Below are 17,558 nucleotides of genomic sequence, written 5' to 3'. Positions count from 1 at the left end.
GCGCCGGTGACCGTCGGCGGGAACGCCGTCTCGGTGATCGGTGACTCCTCGTCCGAGGGGTCGGTGACCGGTGTCGTGACCGGGGGCGGTGCCTCCAGTGGCGACTCCACCACCGGCGAGGACGGCCTGCTCGGCGGGAACATCCTCGCGCCGGGGATCGTGGCCCCCATCACGATCGGCGGCAACGCGGTGTCGGTCATCGGTGACTCCACCACCGAGGGCGCCACCACCACGGTGCCCGGCGGCCAGACGCCCGATCCGGAGGACCCGGGCACCCCGGGCGGGGAGACGCCCGACCCGACCGACCCGGGCACCCCGGGGACGCCGGGAGGGGAGACCCCCGACCCGGGGACGCCGGGCACCCCCGACGGGGAGACGCCCGGCCCCGGCACCCCCGGTGAGGGCACCCCGGAGGACTCCGACGAGGTGACGGGACCCGCGTCGGGCGGCGGCGCGCCGGCGGGCGCCGTCGGTGGCGCGGTCCCGTCCTCGGTCCCGACGGCTGCACTCTCGTCGCAGCTGGCGCAGACCGGGGTCGACCTCGGGCCCCTCGCTGGTCTCGGGGCGTTCCTGCTGCTGCTCGGGGCGACGTCCCTGCTCGCCTCGCGCCGCCGCACGTACGTGGTGAGCGCGGCCTGACCGCTCGGTACCGCCCCGGGTTCGCCCCCTGCCGAATCCGGTGCGGTACCGAGCTCGGAGGGGCGGTGCCGGACGCGGGACGACCCGCGTCCGGCACCGTCACGCGCCGTCAGGAGGTCGCTGCGCCGAACCGCCGGGCGACCTCGACCGATTGCGACACGTACGGGCCCCCGAACAGCACCGCGTGGACGACGAGCGGGTGCAGCTGGTGCAGGGCCACCCGCTCCGGCCAGCCCCGGGCGAGCGGCGATGCCTCGTCGTAGGCGGCGAGCGTCCGGTCGAGGTGCGGTGCGCCGAAGAGGGCGAGCATCGCGAGATCGGCCTCGCGGTGCCCTCCGTGGGCCGCGGGGTCGATGAGGGTGACACCGTCCTCGGTCCACATGACGTTGCCGGACCACAGGTCGCCGTGCAGTCGTGCGGCCTCCTCCCCGGTGTCGAACCGGCCGGAGGCGACGGCGTCAGCGCACCGCCCCAGCACGGCGGCGTCGGACGCGTCGTAGGTGCCCCGGTCGCGCCCCATCCGGACGAGCGGCTCGATGCGCGCCTGCGCGTAGAACGTCCCCCAGTCCTCCCACCGCCCGAGCCGCAGCGGCAGGGGTTCGCTGAGCGGCCCCAGCCACCCGTCACCGTCCCATCCGCGGGGTGCGGCTCCGTACCCCGCGGCACCGGCGGCGTGCGTGGCCGCGAGCCGCCGGCCGAACTCCTCGGCCGCAGCGGGCGTCGGAGGGGCCGAGTCGAGGAACGGCAGGTCGAGGTGGGTGTCACCGACGTCGAGGACCTCGGCGACGGGTGCGCCGCCGGTGACGGCCAGCCACCGCAGACCGGCGGCCTCCCACGCGAAGTACCCGTCCGGGACGGCGCGTGCGCTCTTGCGGTGCGTCCGGGCCATGGGTGTCATCGTCGCACTCCCGACGCGCGGCGTCGGGCGCTAGAGTCGGGGCCCGCCGGACCAGCACTTCCGAAGGACCCTCGCATGACGAACGCCGTGGTCACACCTTTCCCGGAGGACGAGGACGTCGACCCCTCCGCGGCCATCGCACGCCTGAGCCAGGAGCTGGGCGGTGTCCTCGAGTCGATGGAGGAGCTCTCCGACTACCTCGAGCGGGTCGTCCACACGGTGCGGCGCTTCGTCGACGGCTGCGACGAGGTGGGGATCACCGTCGTGAGTGGCGACCGGGCGCACACGGCCGCCTACACGACGGTCAAGACGCTCGAGATCGACGCCGCGCAGTACGCCCTCGGCGAGGGACCCTGCCTCGACGCCGCCGCCACGCGTGAGCCGCAGACCGTCCCCGACCTCTGTCACGACGACGGCCGCTGGCCCGACTTCGCCCGGATCAGCCGGCAGGACGGGATGCGCAGCCTCTACGCCGCACCGCTCATCAGCGGTGACGAGTGCGTCGGCGCCATCAACCTCTACGCGTGGGCGACCAACGCCTTCGACGACCTCGACACCGCGGTCGTCGAGATCGCGGCCGGCCGCTGCGCCGACGCGGTCGTCGCGGTCACCGCCCTCGACGGGATGCGCCGGCTCGCCGGGCAGCTCGAGCAGGCGATGGCCAGCCGGGCGGTCATCGAGCAGGCGAAGGGCGTCATCATGGCGATGCGCGGCCTCAGCGAGCACGACGCCTTCGAGGTGCTGCGCAAGGCGTCGCAGGACCGCAACGTCAAGCTCCGGCTGCTCGCCGAGGAGTTCGTCGCCTCGGTGTCGGGTCCGAAGCCCCCGGAGGACGCGGCCGCCGACGCCGCGCCGGAGGCCGCGCCGGCCGCAGCGGGCACGGGGTCGGAGGACTCGGTGACCCCCGTCCGCACACGGTGACCGGCCAGGTCATCTAGCATCACGGCATGGCGCGACCCCACGCGGCGGCCCTCGTCGAGGACGCCTACACCCGGCGCAAGGCCGGTCTGTTGGAGTCGCGGGGATGGGGGACCCGGGTCATCCCGTCCACGGGCTACGGCAGTGCCACCCAGCTGCGTCTGTTCGCGCGCGTCATCATGAGCCGGCGCCGCCCGGAGGACGAGCCCACCGAGCCGTCGTACGACGCGCAGCTGCGCGCCGTCGAGAGCGAGACGCGCGGATGGCGCGCGTTCTTCGCGACCCCGGTCGCCGACGAGCCGGTGACGATCCGGGTCGGCGGACGCATCGTCACCGCGCGGACCGACCGCGGGGGGTACGTCGACCACGTCGTGCGAGGCCACGGGCTCGCCCCCGGATGGCACCAGGTGTACATCGACTCCCCACGGGCCGAGCCGGTCGAGTGCCCCGTGCTCGTCGTCGGCTCGACGGTCACGTACGGGATCATCAGCGACATCGACGACACGGTGATGTCGACCTCGCTGCCCCGTCCGATGATCGCCGCGTGGAACACCTTCGTCCGCTCCGAGGGGGCCCGGCGGGCCGTCCCCGGCATGGCGACGATGTACCGCGAGCTCATGGCCGCCCAGCCCGGCACACCGGTCGTCTACCTCTCGACGGGGGCGTGGAACACCGCGCCGCACCTGCACCGGTTCCTCGAGCGGTGCGGCTACCCGGCCGGTCCGATGCTGCTCACCGACTGGGGTCCGACGCACACCGGGTGGTTCCGCTCCGGTCAGGACCACAAGCGCGCCCAGCTGCACCGGCTCGCCAGGGACCTGCCGAACATCCGGTGGCTCCTCGTCGGGGACGACGGCCAGCACGACCCCCGCCTGTACACCGAGTTCGCGACGCGGCGTCCGGACCGGGTACGTGGCATCGCGATCCGCGAGCTGACGGCCGGCGAGCAGGTCCTCTCGCACGCCATCCCCGTCGCGAATGACGACATCCTGCCCGCGCCGACCGAGCGGCTCGAGGTCCCGGTCGTGCGCGGGGCCGACGGGTACGAGCTGCGGCGACGGATCGCGGACGTCTGGGACGGCGACCTCGGGTACCGGACGCTCGCCGAGTACGCCTCCGGGGTCATCACCGACCCCGACGACCCGCCGGACTACCTCGTCCCGGAGCCAGACGAGCGCTGACCCGCCCACCCGTGGCGCGACCTCCCCTGCGGTGGACGTCGCGCTCACGACGACCACCGCTGCAGGGTCGGTCGCAGGTCAGCGGGCGATGCGGATGCGCAGGGCGGCCGACGGGTCGGTCGGCGTGACCCGCACGGACCCGTCCGGTCCGGTCGCGACCGTGTACGACGCGTCGCCGCCGACCGCCGTGCCGGGCTCGAGGTCGACGTGGCCCGCGCCCCCACCGACGGGGACGAGCGGACGGAACCGGATGCCGTCCTCGTCGACCCCCGCGACCTCGCCGCTCCCGCCGACGATCCGGATCGGCCCGACGTCCACCCCGAGCGGCAGGACGTACCCGGAGCGCGGCGGCAGGTCGAGGGTCCGGCCGTCGAGGAGTGCCCGACCGTCCACCGACACCGTCGTCGGCATCGGCACGCCGGTGATGTTGACGACGTGGAGCGCACGCTGCCCGTCCCCGGCGGTCGTCGTGACCACGACGCCGCGCCACGGGGCGTCGTGGCGGACTCCCGGTGTCGACCCGAGCCGGCTCGTCGCGCGCTCGACGACCTCCCGGCTCGGCGGTAGGCCGGCGGCGAGCAGGACGAAGCGCCCGTCCCCGACGGCGACGTCCACCCCGCAGACCGCCCCGTCGACGTCGGTGAGGACGACCTCCGCCTCGTCGGGCGCCACGACCTCCTGGCGCCACGACACCCGCAGCTCGGCCGACGGCGCCGCCCAGCCGTGGACGTGGACCGACGGGAAGGTCGAGCGGTCGGCCGCGAGCACGTCCCCGCCGTGGACACCCAGCCCGTCGGCGAGCACCGTGCACGGCCGGCCGTCGAGGTCCCGCTCCGGCACACGTCCGAGGAGCAGCACCCCGCCGCCGGCCCGCGCGTGGGCGAGGACCCGCCGCTGCACCGCCTCGGACAGGTACCGGCCCGAGCCCTGGACGAGGACCGACCCCGGTGCCGGGTCGCGCTCCTCGAGGTGGACGGCGCCGAACCGGTACCCGGCGTCGAGGAGGGACCGGGCCAGCGCGCGACCCTCGCCGGCGCCCCGGTGGGCCGTGAGGTCGTCGACGACGTCGGTCATGACCGCCGAGCCGGGGTGGTGGTACTCCGTCGCGTACGCGTCGAGGACGAGGCCGAGCGCGACGTCGTCGTGCTCCTCGTCCATGACGGCGAGCCACGGCGCGTTCGCCCGCAGCGCGTGCCCGACACCGGCGGTCGCCTCGTAGGCGAAGCCCTTGCGGCCCTCGGGGTCGACCGGTGCCGCCGTCCCGTGCCGCTCACCCGTGAACGAGACGCGGTCGTTGCCGTCGCCGACCGGCTCGTCGAGCATCGGGTTGATGCCACCCGCGAAGAGGTAGTAGCTGACGAGCCGGGCGCCCTGCGCGACGCACAGCCGGGTCTTGAGGTCGACCGTCGCCGGGTCGTACTGCCGCCCGGCGCCGGCGCCGTAGTCCCCGCTGCCGGCCTCGAACTCCAGGCTCGTCACCGGCTGGTCGGCGTCGTGGACGGCGTCCATGAACGCGTTCATGACGTAGAGGTCGGCCGTCGTCGTCGGGGTCATCTCGCCGAGGTAGTGGTCGCTGCCGGACACCATGCCGGGGATGCCCGAGTAGGTCCGCACGAGCTGGCTGATGCCGATGGGGAACGGCTGCCCGCCGGCCTCGCTCTCCGTGCCGTGGATGTTGACGAGGAACGGCACGTCGTCGACGCCGCGCTCGCGGGCCATCGCGACGAGGGCCGCCATGTAGTCGGCGAAGCGGACCCGCATGAACTCGCCGAGGTCGCGGCGCAGCGGGCCGGCCCACCCCTCCCCGGGGGAGCGCACGGCCTCGGCCCACCCGTCGGTGCCGGGCTCGAGCGGGTACGGTCCCGCGCCGTCGTACCGGTCCCGGACCCATCCGGCGAAGTGGTCGAGCAGGTGGTCGGTGAGGTCGGGGCTGTTGGTGACCCAGGCGAGCATCCCCACCTCGTTGTCGAGCTGGACGGCGACGACCGGACCGCCGCGGTGGTGCAGCCGGGAGGCGATGACCGGCAGGATCGCGTCGTACCAGCGGGCGGTCTCGGCGAGGAAGGCCGGCGCGAGGTAGTCGACGGTCCGGGTCGGGGCGGGCGCGCCGTCCCACCCGAACGGGACGATCTCCGGGTGCTCCCGGTAGACCCGGTACGGCACGCCTTCGTTCTTCAGCTCGGCCATGACGAACGGCCCGGGCCGGGCGATCACGAGGAGGCCGCGCTCGCGGCAGAGGTCGACGAACGCGCCGACGTCCCGCTCGGGCCGGGTGCGGCCCTCGACGTCGAGGCTGCCGTCGGGCAGCTCGTGGAGGAGCCACGGGATGTACGTCGAGACCGCCGTGAGGCCCGCCTCGAGGACGAGGTCCAGCCGCTGCCCCCACTCCTCGCGGGGGACGCGGAAGTAGTGGACCTCCCCGGCGAGGATCAGGCGGGGGACACCGTCGACGACGATGCGCTTGCGACTGGTCTCCACGGGCACCCGGCCATCGTGCCCCGGCGGCGGGGTGCCTCCAAGCCGAGCGGTCGCGGTGCTCCGATGGTCCGCCCGAGCCGCTGACGGGTGTCGGGGTGGGGCGGTAGCGTCGGCGTCATGCCCGAGCTGCCCGAGGTGCAGGCGCTCTCCGACTTCCTGCGCCAGCGCACGGACGGGCTCGTCGTCACCGGCGTCGAGCTCGGCTCCTTCGCGGTGCTCAAGACCTTCACCCCGCCCCCCGACGCGCTGGTCGGGGCACCGGTCGACGGGGTCGCCCGGCACGGCAAGTTCCTCGACCTCGACTGCGGCGGGACCCACCTCGTCTTCCACCTCGCGCGCGCCGGCTGGCTGCGCTGGTCCGACGCCGCCCCGACGGCGCGGCTGCGACCGGGCAAGTCGCCCATCGCGGTGCGGGTGCGCTTCGACGACGGGTCCGGGTTCGACCTCACGGAGGCGGGGACGAAGAAGGGTCTCGCGGCGTACGTCGTCAACCGGGTCGAGGACGTCCCCGGCATCGCCTCCCTCGGTCCCGACCCGCTGCTGGACGACTTCACCGAAGAGGTGTTCGCGGGCATCCTGCGCGGCCACCGGATGCAGGTGAAGGGCCTGCTGCGCGACCAGTCGATCGTCGCGGGGGTCGGCAACGCCTACTCCGACGAGGTGCTCCACGTCGCGAAGCTGTCGCCGTTCGCCATCTCCGCCTCGCTCGACGACGACCAGGTGACCCGCCTGTACACGGCACTGCGCGAGACACTCGGCATGGCCGTCGCCGCCGCGTCCGGCAAGCCGGCCAAGGAGCTCAAGGACGCCAAGCGCGCGGGGATGCGGGTCCACGGCCGCACCGGTCAGGCCTGCCCCGAGTGCGGGGACACCGTCCGGGAGGTCTCGTTCGCCGACTCCTCGCTCCAGTACTGCGCGACGTGCCAGACCGGCGGCAAGCCCCTCGCCGACCGGCGCACGAGCAAGTTCCTCAAGTAGGCGTCCGGGGCCCACGGCCGGAGGCCGCTGGCAGGATCGCGGCATGACGATCCTCCGGTCCGTGGCCCTCTTCGCGCTCGCCGCCGTCGCCGAGATCGGGGGCGCCTGGCTCGTCTGGCAGGGGATCCGCGAGCACCGTGGCCTGCTGTGGGTGGGCGCCGGCGTCGTCGCCCTCGGGCTCTACGGGCTCGTCGCCACGCTCCAGCCGGACGCGAACTTCGGCCGGATCCTCGCCGCGTACGGCGGGGTGTTCGTGGCGGGCTCCCTGCTCTGGGGGATGGTCGTGGACGGGTTCCGGCCGGACCGGTTCGACGTGACCGGCGCGCTCGTCTGCCTCGTCGGGGTCGCAGTCATCATGTACGCGCCACGCAGCGCGTGACCGGCGGCGCGGAGGGGTCGTCCGCGCCGTCGGTGGGCCGACGGCGACCTCGGCAGCGGCGGGGGTCCCCCGTGGTCTGCCATCCTGAGGGCATGAGCCAGTTCCCCGACGTGCCCGTGACCGACGTCGCCGACGACGCGGCGGTCCTCGACATCCGCGAGCAGGACGAGTGGGACGCCGGCCACGCGCCGAACGCCGTCCACATCCCGATGAACGACCTGCCGGTCCGCCTCGACGAGCTGGCCCCGTTCCTCGACCGGGACGAGCCGCTCGTCGTCACCTGCCGGTCCGGCGGCCGTGTCTCACGGGTGCTGCCGTGGCTGGAGCAGCAGGGCTACGACGTGGCGAACATGGAGGGCGGGATGCGCGCCTGGCACGCGGAGGGCAAGCCGCTCGAGGGGACCTCGGGCCAGCCGACGATCATCTGACCGCGCGGGAACGACCCGCCGCCGTCGACCGACGCCGCCCGACCGCTCCGGCCGGGCGGCGTCGACGCGTCAGTGGGTCAGCTTGAGGCCGGCGACGCAGCCGACGACCCCGAGGACGAGCAGGAGGCGGACGAGGCTCACCGGCTCCTCGCCGGTCGCCATCCCGTAGGCGACGGTGAGGACGGCGCCGATGCCCACCCAGACGGCGTACGCGGTCCCGGTCGGCAGCTCCCTCATCGCGTAGGCGAGCCCGCCCATGCTCGCGACGAGCGCGACGGCGAAGACGATGCTGGGGGCTACCCGGGAGAACCCCTCAGAGCGGCCGAGGGCGGTGGCCCAGACGGCTTCGAGGACTCCGGAGATCACGAGGACGATCCACGACATGGCTGGTGCTCCTGGGCCGTCTTGTCGCGTCGCCGGGTACGGCACCCCTCGTCCGGGAGCCCGTGACGGGCTCTGGGGACCACGATCTCACGTCCGGCCTCGCGCGGCGAACCGCGGAGCCCGGGGCGGTCGATCGGGGTCTCTCGTCCTCTCTAGGGCTGGTCGTAGACGCCCGCAGACGAGCGCATCGACCGTCGGTGACCGCACCCGCCGGCCTCTCCGTGACCACACCCTGACGACGCCCTGACGAAGCCCAGACCGGACGTCCACCGCAGGGGCGCCGAGGCTTCACCCGTCGCACGTGCAGCGCTCGTCCGCACGTCGTCCTCGCCCGGCCACAGTGACCGCCATGGTGATCTCATCCTCCCGCCGAACCCTCCTGCACGCCGGGGCGGTCGCCGCCGTCGGCGTCGCCACGACCACCCGCGTCGTCGCGGACGCCCGGCCCAGCGCCGCCGCCGTGACCCCGCGCACCGACCCGTTCACCCTCGGCGTCGCCAGCGGCGACCCGTCCGCGGACGGCTTCGTCATCTGGACCCGCCTCGCCCTCGACCCGCTCGCCGCCGACGGCCGTGGCGGCATGCCCGACAGGACCTACCGGGTGCCCTGGCAGGTCGCGACCGACGAGGCCTTCACCGATGTCGTCCGAGCCGGCGCGGCGACCGCCGACCCCGCGTGGGGGCACTCGGTCCACGTCGAGGTGGGCGGCCTGCGCCCCGGCCGCGAGTACCACTACCGCTTCCGGCTCGGCAGCCACCGCTCCGCCGTCGGCCGCGCGGTGACGACGCCGGCCCGTGGTGAGACGCCGTCCGCGCTGACGATGGCCTTCGCCTCGTGCTCGAACTTCCCGGCCGGGCTGTTCACCGCCTACGGGCACCTCGCCGACGAGCGGCCGGACGTCGTCCTCCACCTCGGCGACTACATGTACGAGGGCGCGGGCAGCGGCGTCGGCCGGGCCCACCTCGGTCCCGAGACGACGACGCTCGCCGGCTACCGGCAGCGGTACGGGCAGTACAAGACCGACCCCGACCTCCAGGCGGCGCACGCCGCCGCCCCGTGGCTCGTCGTGTGGGACGACCACGAGGTCGACAACAACTACGCCGACGACGTCCCCGAGCGGGCGGCCGACGCCCCGACCTTCCTCCAGCGCCGGACCGCGGCCTACAAGGCGTACTACGAGAACATGCCGCTGCGCCGCTCCTCGGTGCCGAGCGGCCCCGACCTCCAGCTCTACCGCCGGGTCCACTACGGGGACCTCGCGACCTTCCACATGCTCGACACCCGCCAGTACCGCTCCGACCAGGCGTGCGGCGACGGGTACAAGGACTGTCCCGACGCCGCCGACCCGTCGCGCTCCCTGCCCGGGGCCGAGCAGGAGCGGTGGCTGCAGGACGGCTTCGGCTCCTCGACGGCGCGGTGGGACCTGCTCGGGCAGCAGGTGTTCTTCGGTCGCCGCGACCGGGACGAGTCCGAGGAGGCGACCACCGTCTCGATGGACGCCTGGGACGGCTACCCCGCCTCGCGCCGGCGGGTCACCGACGCCTGGGTCGACGCCGGGGTGCGCAACCCGGTCGTGCTCACCGGCGACGTCCACGCGCACTGGGCGTCGGACCTGTTCGAGGACTACGACGAGCCGGGCGCCGTCGTCGGGTCCGAGCTCGTCACGTCCTCGATCACCTCGGGTGGCGACGGGTACGACGAGCCGACGGGGGAGCACCCGTGGGCGGACTGGAACCCGAACCTGCGGTTCTGGACGAACCTGCGCGGCTACGTCTCGACGACGATCACCCCCGACCGGCTCGAGGCCCGGTTCCGCTGTGTCCCGTACGTCGCGACGCCGGGGGCCGAGGTCTTCACCCGCGCCACCTTCGTCCTCGACGACGGGCAGCGGGGACTGCGTCAGGTCGAGGACGCCCCGCTGCCGTCGACCCAGCGCGGTGCCACACCGCGGACCGACGCGGAGAAGATCGCCGACACCCTCCGCTCGGAGCTGCACGGGTCGGAGTGACCACCGTCCACTCGCTCCGGCGCGTCCCCGCACCCGCAGGGTCGTGCCGGAGCGGTGCGCGCCCGCGACACGCCGTAGCAGTGTCTGCGGATGTATCGGGACCACGCTAGAGAGCCGCATACGCTGCGATCGTGGATCCCGTCCGGAACCCGTACGCCCCCGGTGCAGGCCAGCGACCCCCCGAGCTGGCCGGCCGGGACGAGCAGCTCGACGCCTTCGACGTCGTGCTCGAACGCGTCGCCCGCGGACGGCCCGAGCGATCCGTCGTGCTCACCGGGTTGCGTGGGGTCGGCAAGACCGTCCTGCTCAACGCGCTCCGCTCCGCCGCCGTCCGGGCGGGGTGGGGCACCGGGAAGCTCGAGGCACGGCCCGACCAGTCCCTGCGACGGCCCCTCTCGTCGGCCGTCCACCAGGCGGTCCGCGAGCTCGGGCCGGCCGGGGGCGCCGGCGACCACGCCCTGGGCGTCGTCCGCTCCTTCGCCCAGCGCGAGCCGGTCGCGGCCTCGTCCGGACGCGGCAGCCGGTCGGCGCCGGCGCTGCGGGATCGGTGGAACCCCGGCATCTCGGTCCCCGCGGTGTCCGGACGGGCGGACTCGGGCGACATCGAGATCGACCTCGTCGAGCTCCTGTCCGACCTCGGCGGGATGGCCTCGGACACCGGGCGTGGTATCGCCGTCTTCATCGACGAGATGCAGGACCTCGGCCCCGAGGACGTCTCCGCGCTGTGCGCCGCCGCGCACGAGATCAGCCAGACCGGCCTGCCGCTCATCGTCGTCGGCGCCGGGCTCCCGCACCTGCCCGCCGTCCTCTCCGCGTCGAAGTCGTACTCCGAGCGGCTGTTCCGCTACTCCCGCATCGACCGGCTCGACCGGTCCGCAGCCGACGCGGCGCTCGAGCGGCCCGCAGCCGAGGAGGGGGCGGAGTACGCGCCGGAGGCCCTGACGGCGATGTACGCCGCGACCGGGGGCTACCCGTACTTCATCCAGGCGTACGGCAAGGCGGTCTGGGACCGGGCGCCCGGCTCGCCGATCACCGCCGCCGACGTCGAGGTGGCCGCCCCGGAGGCGGAGTCCGAGCTGGCCGTCGGGTTCTTCGGGTCGCGCTTCGAGCGGGCGACCCCCGGCGAGCGGGAGTACCTGAGGGCCATGGCGGAGGTCGCCGCCGGGACCGCGTCCGACGGGGAGCCCGAGGTCGACGCCGTGCCGACCTCCGACGTCGCGGCGCACCTCGGCCGCAAGCCGCAGTCCCTCTCGCCCGCGCGGGACGCCCTGCTCAAGAAGGGGCTCATCTACTCGGGGGAGCGGGGGCTCATCGCCTTCACCGTCCCGCACTTCGGCCGCTACCTGCGCGAGTTCACGAGCGCCTGACCGGCCCGGGACCGCAAGGACGACGGGAGGTCAGCCCGGCGCGCCCCCGCCGACCAGCCGTGAGACGACGTCGAGCTCCCCGAGGACGGCACGTGCCGCGACCCGGGTGTCGGCGTCGTCGGCGTGCGGGCCGCGCAGCCAGTCCGAGTACGACCGGACCTCGTCGAGCGCCCACTCGAGCCGGAACAGGCGGAGCAGGTCGGGGTCGCCCTCGACGTGCTCGCCGACCTCACCGAGCAGGTCACGTTCCGCAGGAGCCGACCGCACGCTCTCCCAGTCGATCAGCAGCAGCCGGCCGTCGGCGCCACGCCACTGGTTGTGGACGCCCGGCTCGCCGTGGGTCACGACGTAGGTGTCCGGGTCGAGCCGGCGCACGAGGCCGCGGTGGACCCGCAGCCCGGCCGCGAGGTCCCCGAGACGGTCCCGGACGGCGGTGCGGGTCGCCGCGCCGAACGGTCCGCCGTCCCAGGGCACGTCGGTCCAGCCCCGCACCTCCTCGACGAGACCGTCCCCGACCGCGGGGGCCCAGGTCCTCAGCGTCGCCGGGGCGGGGGCGGCGTGCAGGGCGCTGACGGCCCGTGCCGCCTCGGCGCCGAACCTCTCCGGGCGGGACCCGGCGACCCACGGGGTGACGCTGAGCCATCCGTCGTCGAGCGGCACGCACCGGCCCCCATTGTCGCGGGGGAGCGGGGCGAGCACGAAGGGCAGGTCGTCGGCGAGCCGCCCCGCGCTCGCGTACGCCGCCTCGAGGCTGTCGGCGGTGTGCCACCGCGGGGGGTCCAGGGTGGCGAAGAGGACAGGACCGTCGGCGGCGTCGACCCGCCAGTGCCACCCGCCGAAGCCCACTGCCACGTGCGCCACCGACAGCGCCGCCGGCGCCCAGTGGGACCGGACCGCGTCGAGCACCCGGTCGTCGGACACGGTTGCGGGAGGCTCGAACACGAGCGCGACGCTACGCCGTCGTCGCGACGCGTGACCGAACGGCCGATGCCGGGGCGTCGTCGGGTGGGCAGGCTGGGCGCCCAGTATCGTCGTGTGACGAAAGCCGACCCGGGGGGATCACTGGATGACCGTCAGCCGCTACGTCGAGGCGTACCCGGACCTGTTCTCGCAGCACGACGACCGCGTCCACCGGCTCGTCGAACAGGTCCTGGGCTCGACCCACGACGGGCGGCTGTGGCCGGAGCAGGACGTGAGTGACCTCATCGACCGCGTCACCGGGCGCATCTCCTTCGAGGAGTACCGCGGGCGAGGACGCCGGGTCGCTCGGGCCTGAGCACGCAGGCCGTCGGCGGGTCCCGCCGACGCGTCGGCGGCATGTCCTCCGGGCCCACGGCGGGTCGTCGGTTGTGGGGCCGGCCACCACCCCACCACGGGGCCGGCGGTGCCACGGTGCGAGGAGTGGGGCGTCACCGTGGCCGCCCCGGACCGGAGGCGATGACGATGACCGCAGTCCCGATCGTTCGAGGACGGGGGTGGAGCGCCCGGTCCGGGCGGGCCCTCGCGATGCTGCTCCTCGCGACCCTGCTCGCCGCAGCGGCGGTCGTCCTCGTGCGCCCGCCGGACGCCCGGGCGGCCCAGCTCGAGCAGGTCCCCTCCTTCGGCAGCAACCCCGGCGCGCTCGCGATGTACGGCTACCGCCCGGACGGGCTGCCCGCCGGCGCCCCGGTCGTCCTCGCCCTCCACGGCTGCACCCAGGACGCCCCGACGTTCTTCGCGCAGTCCGGCTGGCGGGAGATGGCCGACCGGTACGGGTTCGCGCTCGTCCTCGCTCAGCAGAGCACCGCGAACAACTCCAGCCGCTGCTTCACCTGGTTCGAGACGGGCGACACCACGCGGGGTCAGGGGGAGGCGGCGAGCATCGCCTCGATGCTCCAGCACGCCGTGTCCGCGTGGGGGGTCGACGGCTCCCGCGCCTACGTCACCGGTCTGTCGGCGGGCGGGGCGATGGCGGCGGTCATGCTGGCGACGTACCCCGACCGGTTCGCCGGCGGCTCGACCGACGCGGGCCTGCCCTACCGGTGCGCGACGTCGATGGTGTCCGCCTTCTCCTGCCTCAACCCCGGCGTCGACCGCACCCCACGGGCGTGGGGGGACCTGGTGCGGGCCGCGTCGTCCTTCTCCGGCCCGCGTCCGGTCGTGTCGATCTGGCAGGGCACCTCCGACACGACGGTCGTCCCCCGCAACGCCACCGAGCTGCGCGACCAGTTCACCGACGTCGCGGGCGTCGGCCAAGCCCCGACGAGCACGGGCACCATCGCCCCCGGCGTGACGTGGGAGGACCACGCGGGCGCCGTGCGGGTCACCCGTGTCGAGGGGATGGGCCACGGCACCCCCGTCGACCCCGGGTCGGGCCCGCAGCAGTGCGGCACCGCCGGGGCGTACTTCCTCGACACCGTCTGCGCCGCCTACCACGACGTGCGCTTCTTCGGCCTCGACGACGGCACGGCCCCCGAGCCGACGCCGACGCCCACTCCGACCGGGACCCCGACGGCGACACCGAGCCCGACGCCGACTCCCACCGCGACCCCGACCGTGACACCGACGGCGGCCTGCGTCACCTCGTCGAACTACACCCACGTCGTCGAGGGCCGGGCGTACCAGAGCGGCGGCTACGCGTTCGCGCGGGGATCGGAGGAGAACCTCGGGCTCTACAACACCTTCTACACCGCGACGCTGCGCGAGACCTCGCCCGGCTTCTGGGAGAGGTGCTGAGCCGGGGCCGCCGCGACGCGGTGTCGAAGGTCCGTCCCCCGGACCCCCGGGCGTCGGCGCCGAGGCGTAGGTTCGAACACATGAACGACCAGCAGACGACCGACGACACCCACGACACGCTCGGCAGCCCGGTGCCCGAGACCGGCCCCGAGCGGGACCCCGAGGAGTGGGCGACCGGCGACGAGCCGATGACCGACGCCCAGCGCAGCTACCTCGACACCCTCGCCCGTCGGGCTGGTGAGGAGATCGACGCGAACCTCACCAAGGCGCAGGCGAGCGAGCACATCGACCGCCTCCAAGGGAAGGTCGACGGGGCCGGCTGAGCGGGGCCCGGGCTCTCACCCCGGGGTCGGGCGCCAGTCGTCCGGCGGGTCCTCACCGGTCCGCCCGTCGACGGCCTCGCGCAGCAGGTCCGCGTGGCCGGTGTGTCGTCCGTACTCCTCCAGGAGGTCGCACACGAGACGGCGCAGTGACGCGTGCTCGCCGCCCCACCCCATCTCCACGGGACGGTCGAGACCACCGGACGCGGCCGCGGCCGAGAGCCGCGTCCGCGCGCGCTCGACCGCGTCGTCGTAGAGGCGGTACAACGAGCCCGCGTCGTCCGCGGCGGCAGAGGTGAACTCCCACCCCTCGCCGTCGTGGGTCGACCACACCTCGGGCATCCCGCTGCCGTCGAGCCTCGTCGTGGCGTAGTGGTCCTCGACCAGCGCGAGGTGCTTGAGCAACCCGCCGATCGTGAGCGAGGAGGCCCCCACGGTCGTGCGCAGGCCCGTCGCGTCGAGGCCGTCGGCCTTCCACCGGAACGTCCACCGCTGACGGTCCAGGGCCGCGAGCAGCTGCTCGGCGTCGTTCCCCGCCAGCGGCGGCTCCCACGGGGGCGGGACCCGCTCCCCGGCGCTCACCCGAGCCGCCCCAGCAGGTCGAGCGAGCGCTCCACGACGAGCGCCGTCGCGTCCGGGTCGTAGGACTCGAGCGAGGCGTCGAGGAAGAGGTGGGAGGAGCCGGGGTAGTCGAACACGTCCGCGTCCGCGCGCCCCTCGGCGAAGGCGCGGGCGGCTGCGAGGTCGCCCTCCTCCGCGAAGAACGGGTCGGCGTCCATCCCGTGCACCTGCACGGCGACGCCGTCGGGCCACGAGCCGAAGGTCGCGGGGTCGACGAACGCCTCGTAGAGCAGGGCGGCGCGGATGCCGGGCAGGGTCTGCGCGGCCTCCTGCGCGGCCACGACGCCCATCGAGATGCCGGCGACGACGCTCGCGCCCGGGTGCTCCCCGACGGCGGCGACGCCCTGGGCGCGGACGGTGGCGAACCCGACGTCGCCCGCGTACGCGGCACCCTCCTCGATCGACCCGAACGTCCGGCCGTCGAAGAGGTCCGGGGTGTGCACGGTGTGGCCGGCCGCCCGCAGGGTGTCGGCGAGGGCGAGCACCCCGGTCGTGAGTCCGCGGATGTGGTGGAGGAGCACGATCTCTGTCATGCCCCCACCGTAGGGAGGGTTGCGGACGGAAGCCTTCCGGATGACGATGACCCGATGACGGACGGGACGAGCCCCACCGCGCGAGCCCTGATGACCCTCGTCGCCATCCAGGAGAGCCCGGGCATCGGCGCCGAGCGACTGGCGCGCCGGCTCGGGGTGACGACCCGCGCGGTGCGGCGCTACGTCGGGATCCTGCGCGAGGCCGACATCCCGGTCGAGTCGGTCCGCGGCCCCGAGGGCGGCTACCGGCTGGGGCGCGGGGTGCGCTTGCCGCCCATCGTGTTCAGCAGCGACGAGGCGCTCGGTCTCGTCATGGCCGTCCTCGACGGGCACCACGCGGCGTCCGACGCCGAGGACCTCGTCGGCGCGGCGGTCGGCAAGCTGTTGCGGGCGATGCCGCAGCACGTCGCCGAGCAGGCCGATGTCGTGCGTCGGATGGCGACGACCGCCCCGGACCGTTCCGCCGCGCGCCCGGACCCGGGGGTCGCCGTCGCCCTCGTGCGGGCCGCCGCGGACCGGCGCCGGGTGGCGCTCGGCTACCGCTCCGAGGCCGGGCGCGACCTCGACCTCGACGTCGAGCCCTGGGCCGTCGTCGTCCGGCACGGCCGCTGGTACCTCCTGTGCCGGTCGCTGCGGGCCGGGGCGGTGCGCACCTACCGGGTCGACCGGGTGCGGTCCGTCACCGTGCTCGAGCACGTCTTCGACCCGCCCGCGGGCCTCGACCCCGTCGCGGTCCTCGAGGAGCACCTGGGTACCGGGTGGGAGCACCGCACCGAGGTCGTCGTCGCGGCGCCGCTCGCCGACGTCGAGTGGCTGCCCCGGACGATGGGGCGGCTCGAGGCGGTCGACGCGCGGACGACCCGGCTCGTCGGCAGCACCGGGAACCTCGCGGGGTACGCCGCCGACCTCGCCCGCCTGCCCGTGCCGTTCCGGGTCGTCGACGGGGACGGGCTCCGGGAGGCGGTGGCCGCGCTCGCGGCGCGGCTCAGCGACGCCGCGCGGGTGGAGGAGGAGCCAGCCGGTGAAGCCGGACGTCGTGCACCCCGCCCGCCTCGAGACGCGCCGTCACCCACGTGAAGTCGGGCTGACGCCGCCGGTCCGTCGGTGAGCCGGGGTTGAGCAGCCGCAGCCCGTCGTACGCGGTGTCCCACGGGATGTGGCTGTGCCCGAAGACGAGGAGGTCGACGTCGGGGTACTCGGCCCGCATCCGCTCCTCGCGGCGCTGCTTCTGCCCCGTCTCGTGGACGACCGCGACCCGGACCCCCTCGACCGTGGCCCGTGCGACCTCGGGAAGCCGCGCGCGCAGGTCCTCGCCGTCGTTGTTGCCCCAGCACGCGAGCAGCCGGCGGCTGCGGCCCTCGAGGGCGTCGAGGGTGGCGACGTCGACCCAGTCCCCGGCGTGGACGGCGAGGTCGGCGGCGTCGACGGCCTCCCACAGCGCCTCGGGCAGGTCCTTCGCGCGCTTCGGGAGGTGGGTGTCGCTCATGATCAAGACGTCGGTGCCGGACACGGCCCCAGCCTCGCAGACACCGCGTGGGCGGTCAGCCGTCGTCGCCGGCCGGCGCCGGGTGTCGTCCCCGGCGACAGCGCTGCGAGCAGTAGCGCACCTCGTCCCAGTCGTCGGCCCACTTGCGGCGCCACGTGAACGGGCGGCCGCAGGTGGCGCACACCTTCGTCGGCAGGTCCCCCTTGCGGCGCATCCGCCCGCCCA

General features: G+C 74.7%; 19 protein-coding genes, 1 pseudogene and 1 riboswitch. Of the genes and pseudogenes, 12 read left to right on the top strand and 8 right to left on the bottom strand.

What is annotated here, in order from left to right; all coding sequences use genetic code 11:
- Nucleotides 1-639: pseudogene (locus KC207_RS13595) on the top strand (hypothetical protein); the annotation flags it as partial.
- A gap of 109 nt (nucleotides 640-748) precedes the next feature.
- Here the strand turns inward: KC207_RS13595 and KC207_RS13590 are convergent.
- Entirely contained in the window at nucleotides 749-1,528 is a 780-nt protein-coding gene (locus KC207_RS13590; RefSeq protein WP_211603843.1) for a fructosamine kinase family protein, read from the bottom strand.
- 84 nt (nucleotides 1,529-1,612) lie between these two features.
- Between KC207_RS13590 and KC207_RS13585 the strand changes: the two genes are divergently transcribed.
- Nucleotides 1,613-2,458 carry a GAF and ANTAR domain-containing protein gene (locus KC207_RS13585; protein WP_211603842.1) on the top strand — a complete coding sequence of 282 codons (846 nt, stop codon included), beginning with the start codon at nucleotides 1,613-1,615 and terminating at the stop codon, nucleotides 2,456-2,458.
- A 26-nt stretch (nucleotides 2,459-2,484) separates the two neighbouring features.
- Complete coding sequence (locus KC207_RS13580) at nucleotides 2,485-3,636, top strand: App1 family protein phosphatidate phosphatase (protein ID WP_211603841.1); 1,152 nt, start codon at nucleotides 2,485-2,487, stop codon at nucleotides 3,634-3,636.
- A gap of 78 nt (nucleotides 3,637-3,714) precedes the next feature.
- Here KC207_RS13580 and KC207_RS13575 read toward each other — a convergent pair whose 3' ends face one another.
- Nucleotides 3,715-6,120, bottom strand: a complete 2,406-nt coding sequence (locus tag KC207_RS13575; RefSeq protein ID WP_211603840.1) for a beta-galactosidase — start codon at nucleotides 6,118-6,120, stop codon at nucleotides 3,715-3,717.
- A gap of 111 nt (nucleotides 6,121-6,231) precedes the next feature.
- Here KC207_RS13575 and KC207_RS13570 point away from each other — a divergent pair, with 111 nt between their 5' ends.
- The 3 genes from KC207_RS13570 to KC207_RS13560 all read left to right on the top strand — a co-directional run bounded on the left by KC207_RS13570 (nucleotide 6,232) and on the right by KC207_RS13560 (nucleotide 7,899).
- Entirely contained in the window at nucleotides 6,232-7,092 is an 861-nt protein-coding gene (locus KC207_RS13570) for an Fpg/Nei family DNA glycosylase (protein WP_211603839.1), read from the top strand.
- A 43-nt stretch (nucleotides 7,093-7,135) separates the two neighbouring features.
- Nucleotides 7,136-7,471 carry a YnfA family protein gene (locus tag KC207_RS13565; RefSeq protein WP_211603838.1) on the top strand — a complete coding sequence of 112 codons (336 nt, stop codon included), beginning with the start codon at nucleotides 7,136-7,138 and terminating at the stop codon, nucleotides 7,469-7,471.
- Nucleotides 7,472-7,563: 92 nt separating this feature from the next.
- Nucleotides 7,564-7,899, top strand: coding sequence for a rhodanese-like domain-containing protein (locus KC207_RS13560; protein ID WP_211603837.1), 336 nt, complete (start codon nucleotides 7,564-7,566; stop codon nucleotides 7,897-7,899).
- A 69-nt stretch (nucleotides 7,900-7,968) separates the two neighbouring features.
- Here the strand turns inward: KC207_RS13560 and KC207_RS13555 are convergent, their stop codons facing one another.
- Nucleotides 7,969-8,283, bottom strand: coding sequence for a DMT family transporter (locus tag KC207_RS13555; RefSeq protein ID WP_211603836.1), 315 nt, complete (start codon nucleotides 8,281-8,283; stop codon nucleotides 7,969-7,971).
- Nucleotides 8,284-8,293: 10 nt separating this feature from the next.
- Nucleotides 8,294-8,359: riboswitch (guanidine-III (ykkC-III) riboswitch) on the bottom strand.
- 273 nt (nucleotides 8,360-8,632) lie between these two features.
- On the opposite strand from KC207_RS13555, the gene KC207_RS13550 reads away from it, so the two are divergent.
- Together KC207_RS13550 and KC207_RS13545 are read left to right on the top strand one after the other, a co-directional pair.
- Nucleotides 8,633-10,291, top strand: a complete 1,659-nt coding sequence (locus tag KC207_RS13550) for an alkaline phosphatase D family protein (protein ID WP_211603835.1) — start codon at nucleotides 8,633-8,635, stop codon at nucleotides 10,289-10,291.
- A 131-nt stretch (nucleotides 10,292-10,422) separates the two neighbouring features.
- Nucleotides 10,423-11,658: an ATP-binding protein gene (locus KC207_RS13545; protein ID WP_211603834.1), complete on the top strand. Its 1,236-nt coding sequence runs from the start codon at nucleotides 10,423-10,425 to the stop codon at nucleotides 11,656-11,658.
- A gap of 30 nt (nucleotides 11,659-11,688) precedes the next feature.
- Here the strand turns inward: KC207_RS13545 and KC207_RS13540 are convergent, their stop codons facing one another.
- Nucleotides 11,689-12,600, bottom strand: a complete 912-nt coding sequence (locus KC207_RS13540) for an aminoglycoside phosphotransferase/kinase family protein (RefSeq protein WP_211603833.1) — start codon at nucleotides 12,598-12,600, stop codon at nucleotides 11,689-11,691.
- 124 nt (nucleotides 12,601-12,724) lie between these two features.
- Here KC207_RS13540 and KC207_RS13535 point away from each other — a divergent pair, with 124 nt between their 5' ends.
- From KC207_RS13535 to KC207_RS13525, 3 genes are all read left to right on the top strand, one after another.
- Complete coding sequence (locus tag KC207_RS13535) at nucleotides 12,725-12,934, top strand: hypothetical protein (protein WP_211603832.1); 210 nt, start codon at nucleotides 12,725-12,727, stop codon at nucleotides 12,932-12,934.
- Between the two features lie 167 nt (nucleotides 12,935-13,101).
- Nucleotides 13,102-14,373: an extracellular catalytic domain type 1 short-chain-length polyhydroxyalkanoate depolymerase gene (locus KC207_RS13530; RefSeq protein WP_249138742.1), complete on the top strand. Its 1,272-nt coding sequence runs from the start codon at nucleotides 13,102-13,104 to the stop codon at nucleotides 14,371-14,373.
- Between the two features lie 80 nt (nucleotides 14,374-14,453).
- Nucleotides 14,454-14,696 (top strand): DUF3072 domain-containing protein, encoded by a 243-nt coding sequence (locus KC207_RS13525; RefSeq protein ID WP_211603831.1) that lies wholly within the window; start codon nucleotides 14,454-14,456, stop codon nucleotides 14,694-14,696.
- 15 nt (nucleotides 14,697-14,711) lie between these two features.
- Here the strand turns inward: KC207_RS13525 and KC207_RS13520 are convergent, their stop codons facing one another.
- Together KC207_RS13520 and KC207_RS13515 are read right to left on the bottom strand one after the other, a co-directional pair.
- Nucleotides 14,712-15,275 carry a mycothiol transferase gene (locus tag KC207_RS13520; protein WP_211603830.1) on the bottom strand — a complete coding sequence of 188 codons (564 nt, stop codon included), beginning with the start codon at nucleotides 15,273-15,275 and terminating at the stop codon, nucleotides 14,712-14,714.
- The gene (locus KC207_RS13515) at nucleotides 15,272-15,847 is read right to left on the bottom strand and encodes a dienelactone hydrolase family protein (protein WP_211603829.1); all 576 of its coding nucleotides are present in this window, start codon (nucleotides 15,845-15,847) and stop codon (nucleotides 15,272-15,274) included. The genes KC207_RS13520 and KC207_RS13515 overlap by 4 nt, the downstream gene beginning before the upstream one ends.
- A gap of 54 nt (nucleotides 15,848-15,901) precedes the next feature.
- Between KC207_RS13515 and KC207_RS13510 the strand changes: the two genes are divergently transcribed.
- Nucleotides 15,902-16,924 carry a helix-turn-helix transcriptional regulator gene (locus KC207_RS13510; protein ID WP_211603828.1) on the top strand — a complete coding sequence of 341 codons (1,023 nt, stop codon included), beginning with the start codon at nucleotides 15,902-15,904 and terminating at the stop codon, nucleotides 16,922-16,924.
- On the opposite strand, the gene KC207_RS13505 is transcribed toward KC207_RS13510, so the two are convergent.
- The gene (locus KC207_RS13505; RefSeq protein ID WP_211603827.1) at nucleotides 16,833-17,333 is read right to left on the bottom strand and encodes a metallophosphoesterase family protein; all 501 of its coding nucleotides are present in this window, start codon (nucleotides 17,331-17,333) and stop codon (nucleotides 16,833-16,835) included. The genes KC207_RS13510 and KC207_RS13505 overlap by 92 nt on opposite strands.
- Nucleotides 17,334-17,388: 55 nt before the next feature.
- On the bottom strand, nucleotides 17,389-17,547 hold the full coding sequence (locus KC207_RS13500) for a DUF2256 domain-containing protein (protein ID WP_249138741.1): 159 nt from the start codon (nucleotides 17,545-17,547) through the stop codon (nucleotides 17,389-17,391).
- Nucleotides 17,548-17,558 lie beyond the last annotated feature (11 nt).

This window comes from Phycicoccus avicenniae, assembly GCF_018139485.1.
Taxonomy (GTDB): domain Bacteria; phylum Actinomycetota; class Actinomycetes; order Actinomycetales; family Dermatophilaceae; genus Phycicoccus; species Phycicoccus avicenniae.
The sequence above is the reverse complement of the archived record's forward strand: the minus strand, read 5'-3'. Positions and strand labels throughout refer to the sequence as shown.

Excerpts from the sequence above, each read along its gene's own strand:
- KC207_RS13590 (WP_211603843.1), bottom strand. The coding sequence starts at position 1,528 with ATGGCCCGGACGCACCGCAAGAGCGCACGCGCCGTCCCGGACGGGTAC.
- KC207_RS13585 (WP_211603842.1), top strand. The coding sequence starts at position 1,613 with ATGACGAACGCCGTGGTCACACCTTTCCCGGAGGACGAGGACGTCGAC.
- KC207_RS13580 (WP_211603841.1), top strand. The coding sequence starts at position 2,485 with ATGGCGCGACCCCACGCGGCGGCCCTCGTCGAGGACGCCTACACCCGG.
- KC207_RS13570 (WP_211603839.1), top strand. The coding sequence starts at position 6,232 with ATGCCCGAGCTGCCCGAGGTGCAGGCGCTCTCCGACTTCCTGCGCCAG.
- KC207_RS13565 (WP_211603838.1), top strand. The coding sequence starts at position 7,136 with ATGACGATCCTCCGGTCCGTGGCCCTCTTCGCGCTCGCCGCCGTCGCC.
- KC207_RS13560 (WP_211603837.1), top strand. The coding sequence starts at position 7,564 with ATGAGCCAGTTCCCCGACGTGCCCGTGACCGACGTCGCCGACGACGCG.
- KC207_RS13555 (WP_211603836.1), bottom strand. The coding sequence starts at position 8,283 with ATGTCGTGGATCGTCCTCGTGATCTCCGGAGTCCTCGAAGCCGTCTGG.
- KC207_RS13550 (WP_211603835.1), top strand. The coding sequence starts at position 8,633 with ATGGTGATCTCATCCTCCCGCCGAACCCTCCTGCACGCCGGGGCGGTC.
- KC207_RS13535 (WP_211603832.1), top strand. The coding sequence starts at position 12,725 with ATGACCGTCAGCCGCTACGTCGAGGCGTACCCGGACCTGTTCTCGCAG.
- KC207_RS13530 (WP_249138742.1), top strand. The coding sequence starts at position 13,102 with ATGACCGCAGTCCCGATCGTTCGAGGACGGGGGTGGAGCGCCCGGTCC.
- KC207_RS13525 (WP_211603831.1), top strand. The coding sequence starts at position 14,454 with ATGAACGACCAGCAGACGACCGACGACACCCACGACACGCTCGGCAGC.
- KC207_RS13515 (WP_211603829.1), bottom strand. The coding sequence starts at position 15,847 with ATGACAGAGATCGTGCTCCTCCACCACATCCGCGGACTCACGACCGGG.
- KC207_RS13510 (WP_211603828.1), top strand. The coding sequence starts at position 15,902 with ATGACGGACGGGACGAGCCCCACCGCGCGAGCCCTGATGACCCTCGTC.
- KC207_RS13505 (WP_211603827.1), bottom strand. The coding sequence starts at position 17,333 with ATGAGCGACACCCACCTCCCGAAGCGCGCGAAGGACCTGCCCGAGGCG.
- KC207_RS13500 (WP_249138741.1), bottom strand. The coding sequence starts at position 17,547 with ATGCGCCGCAAGGGGGACCTGCCGACGAAGGTGTGCGCCACCTGCGGC.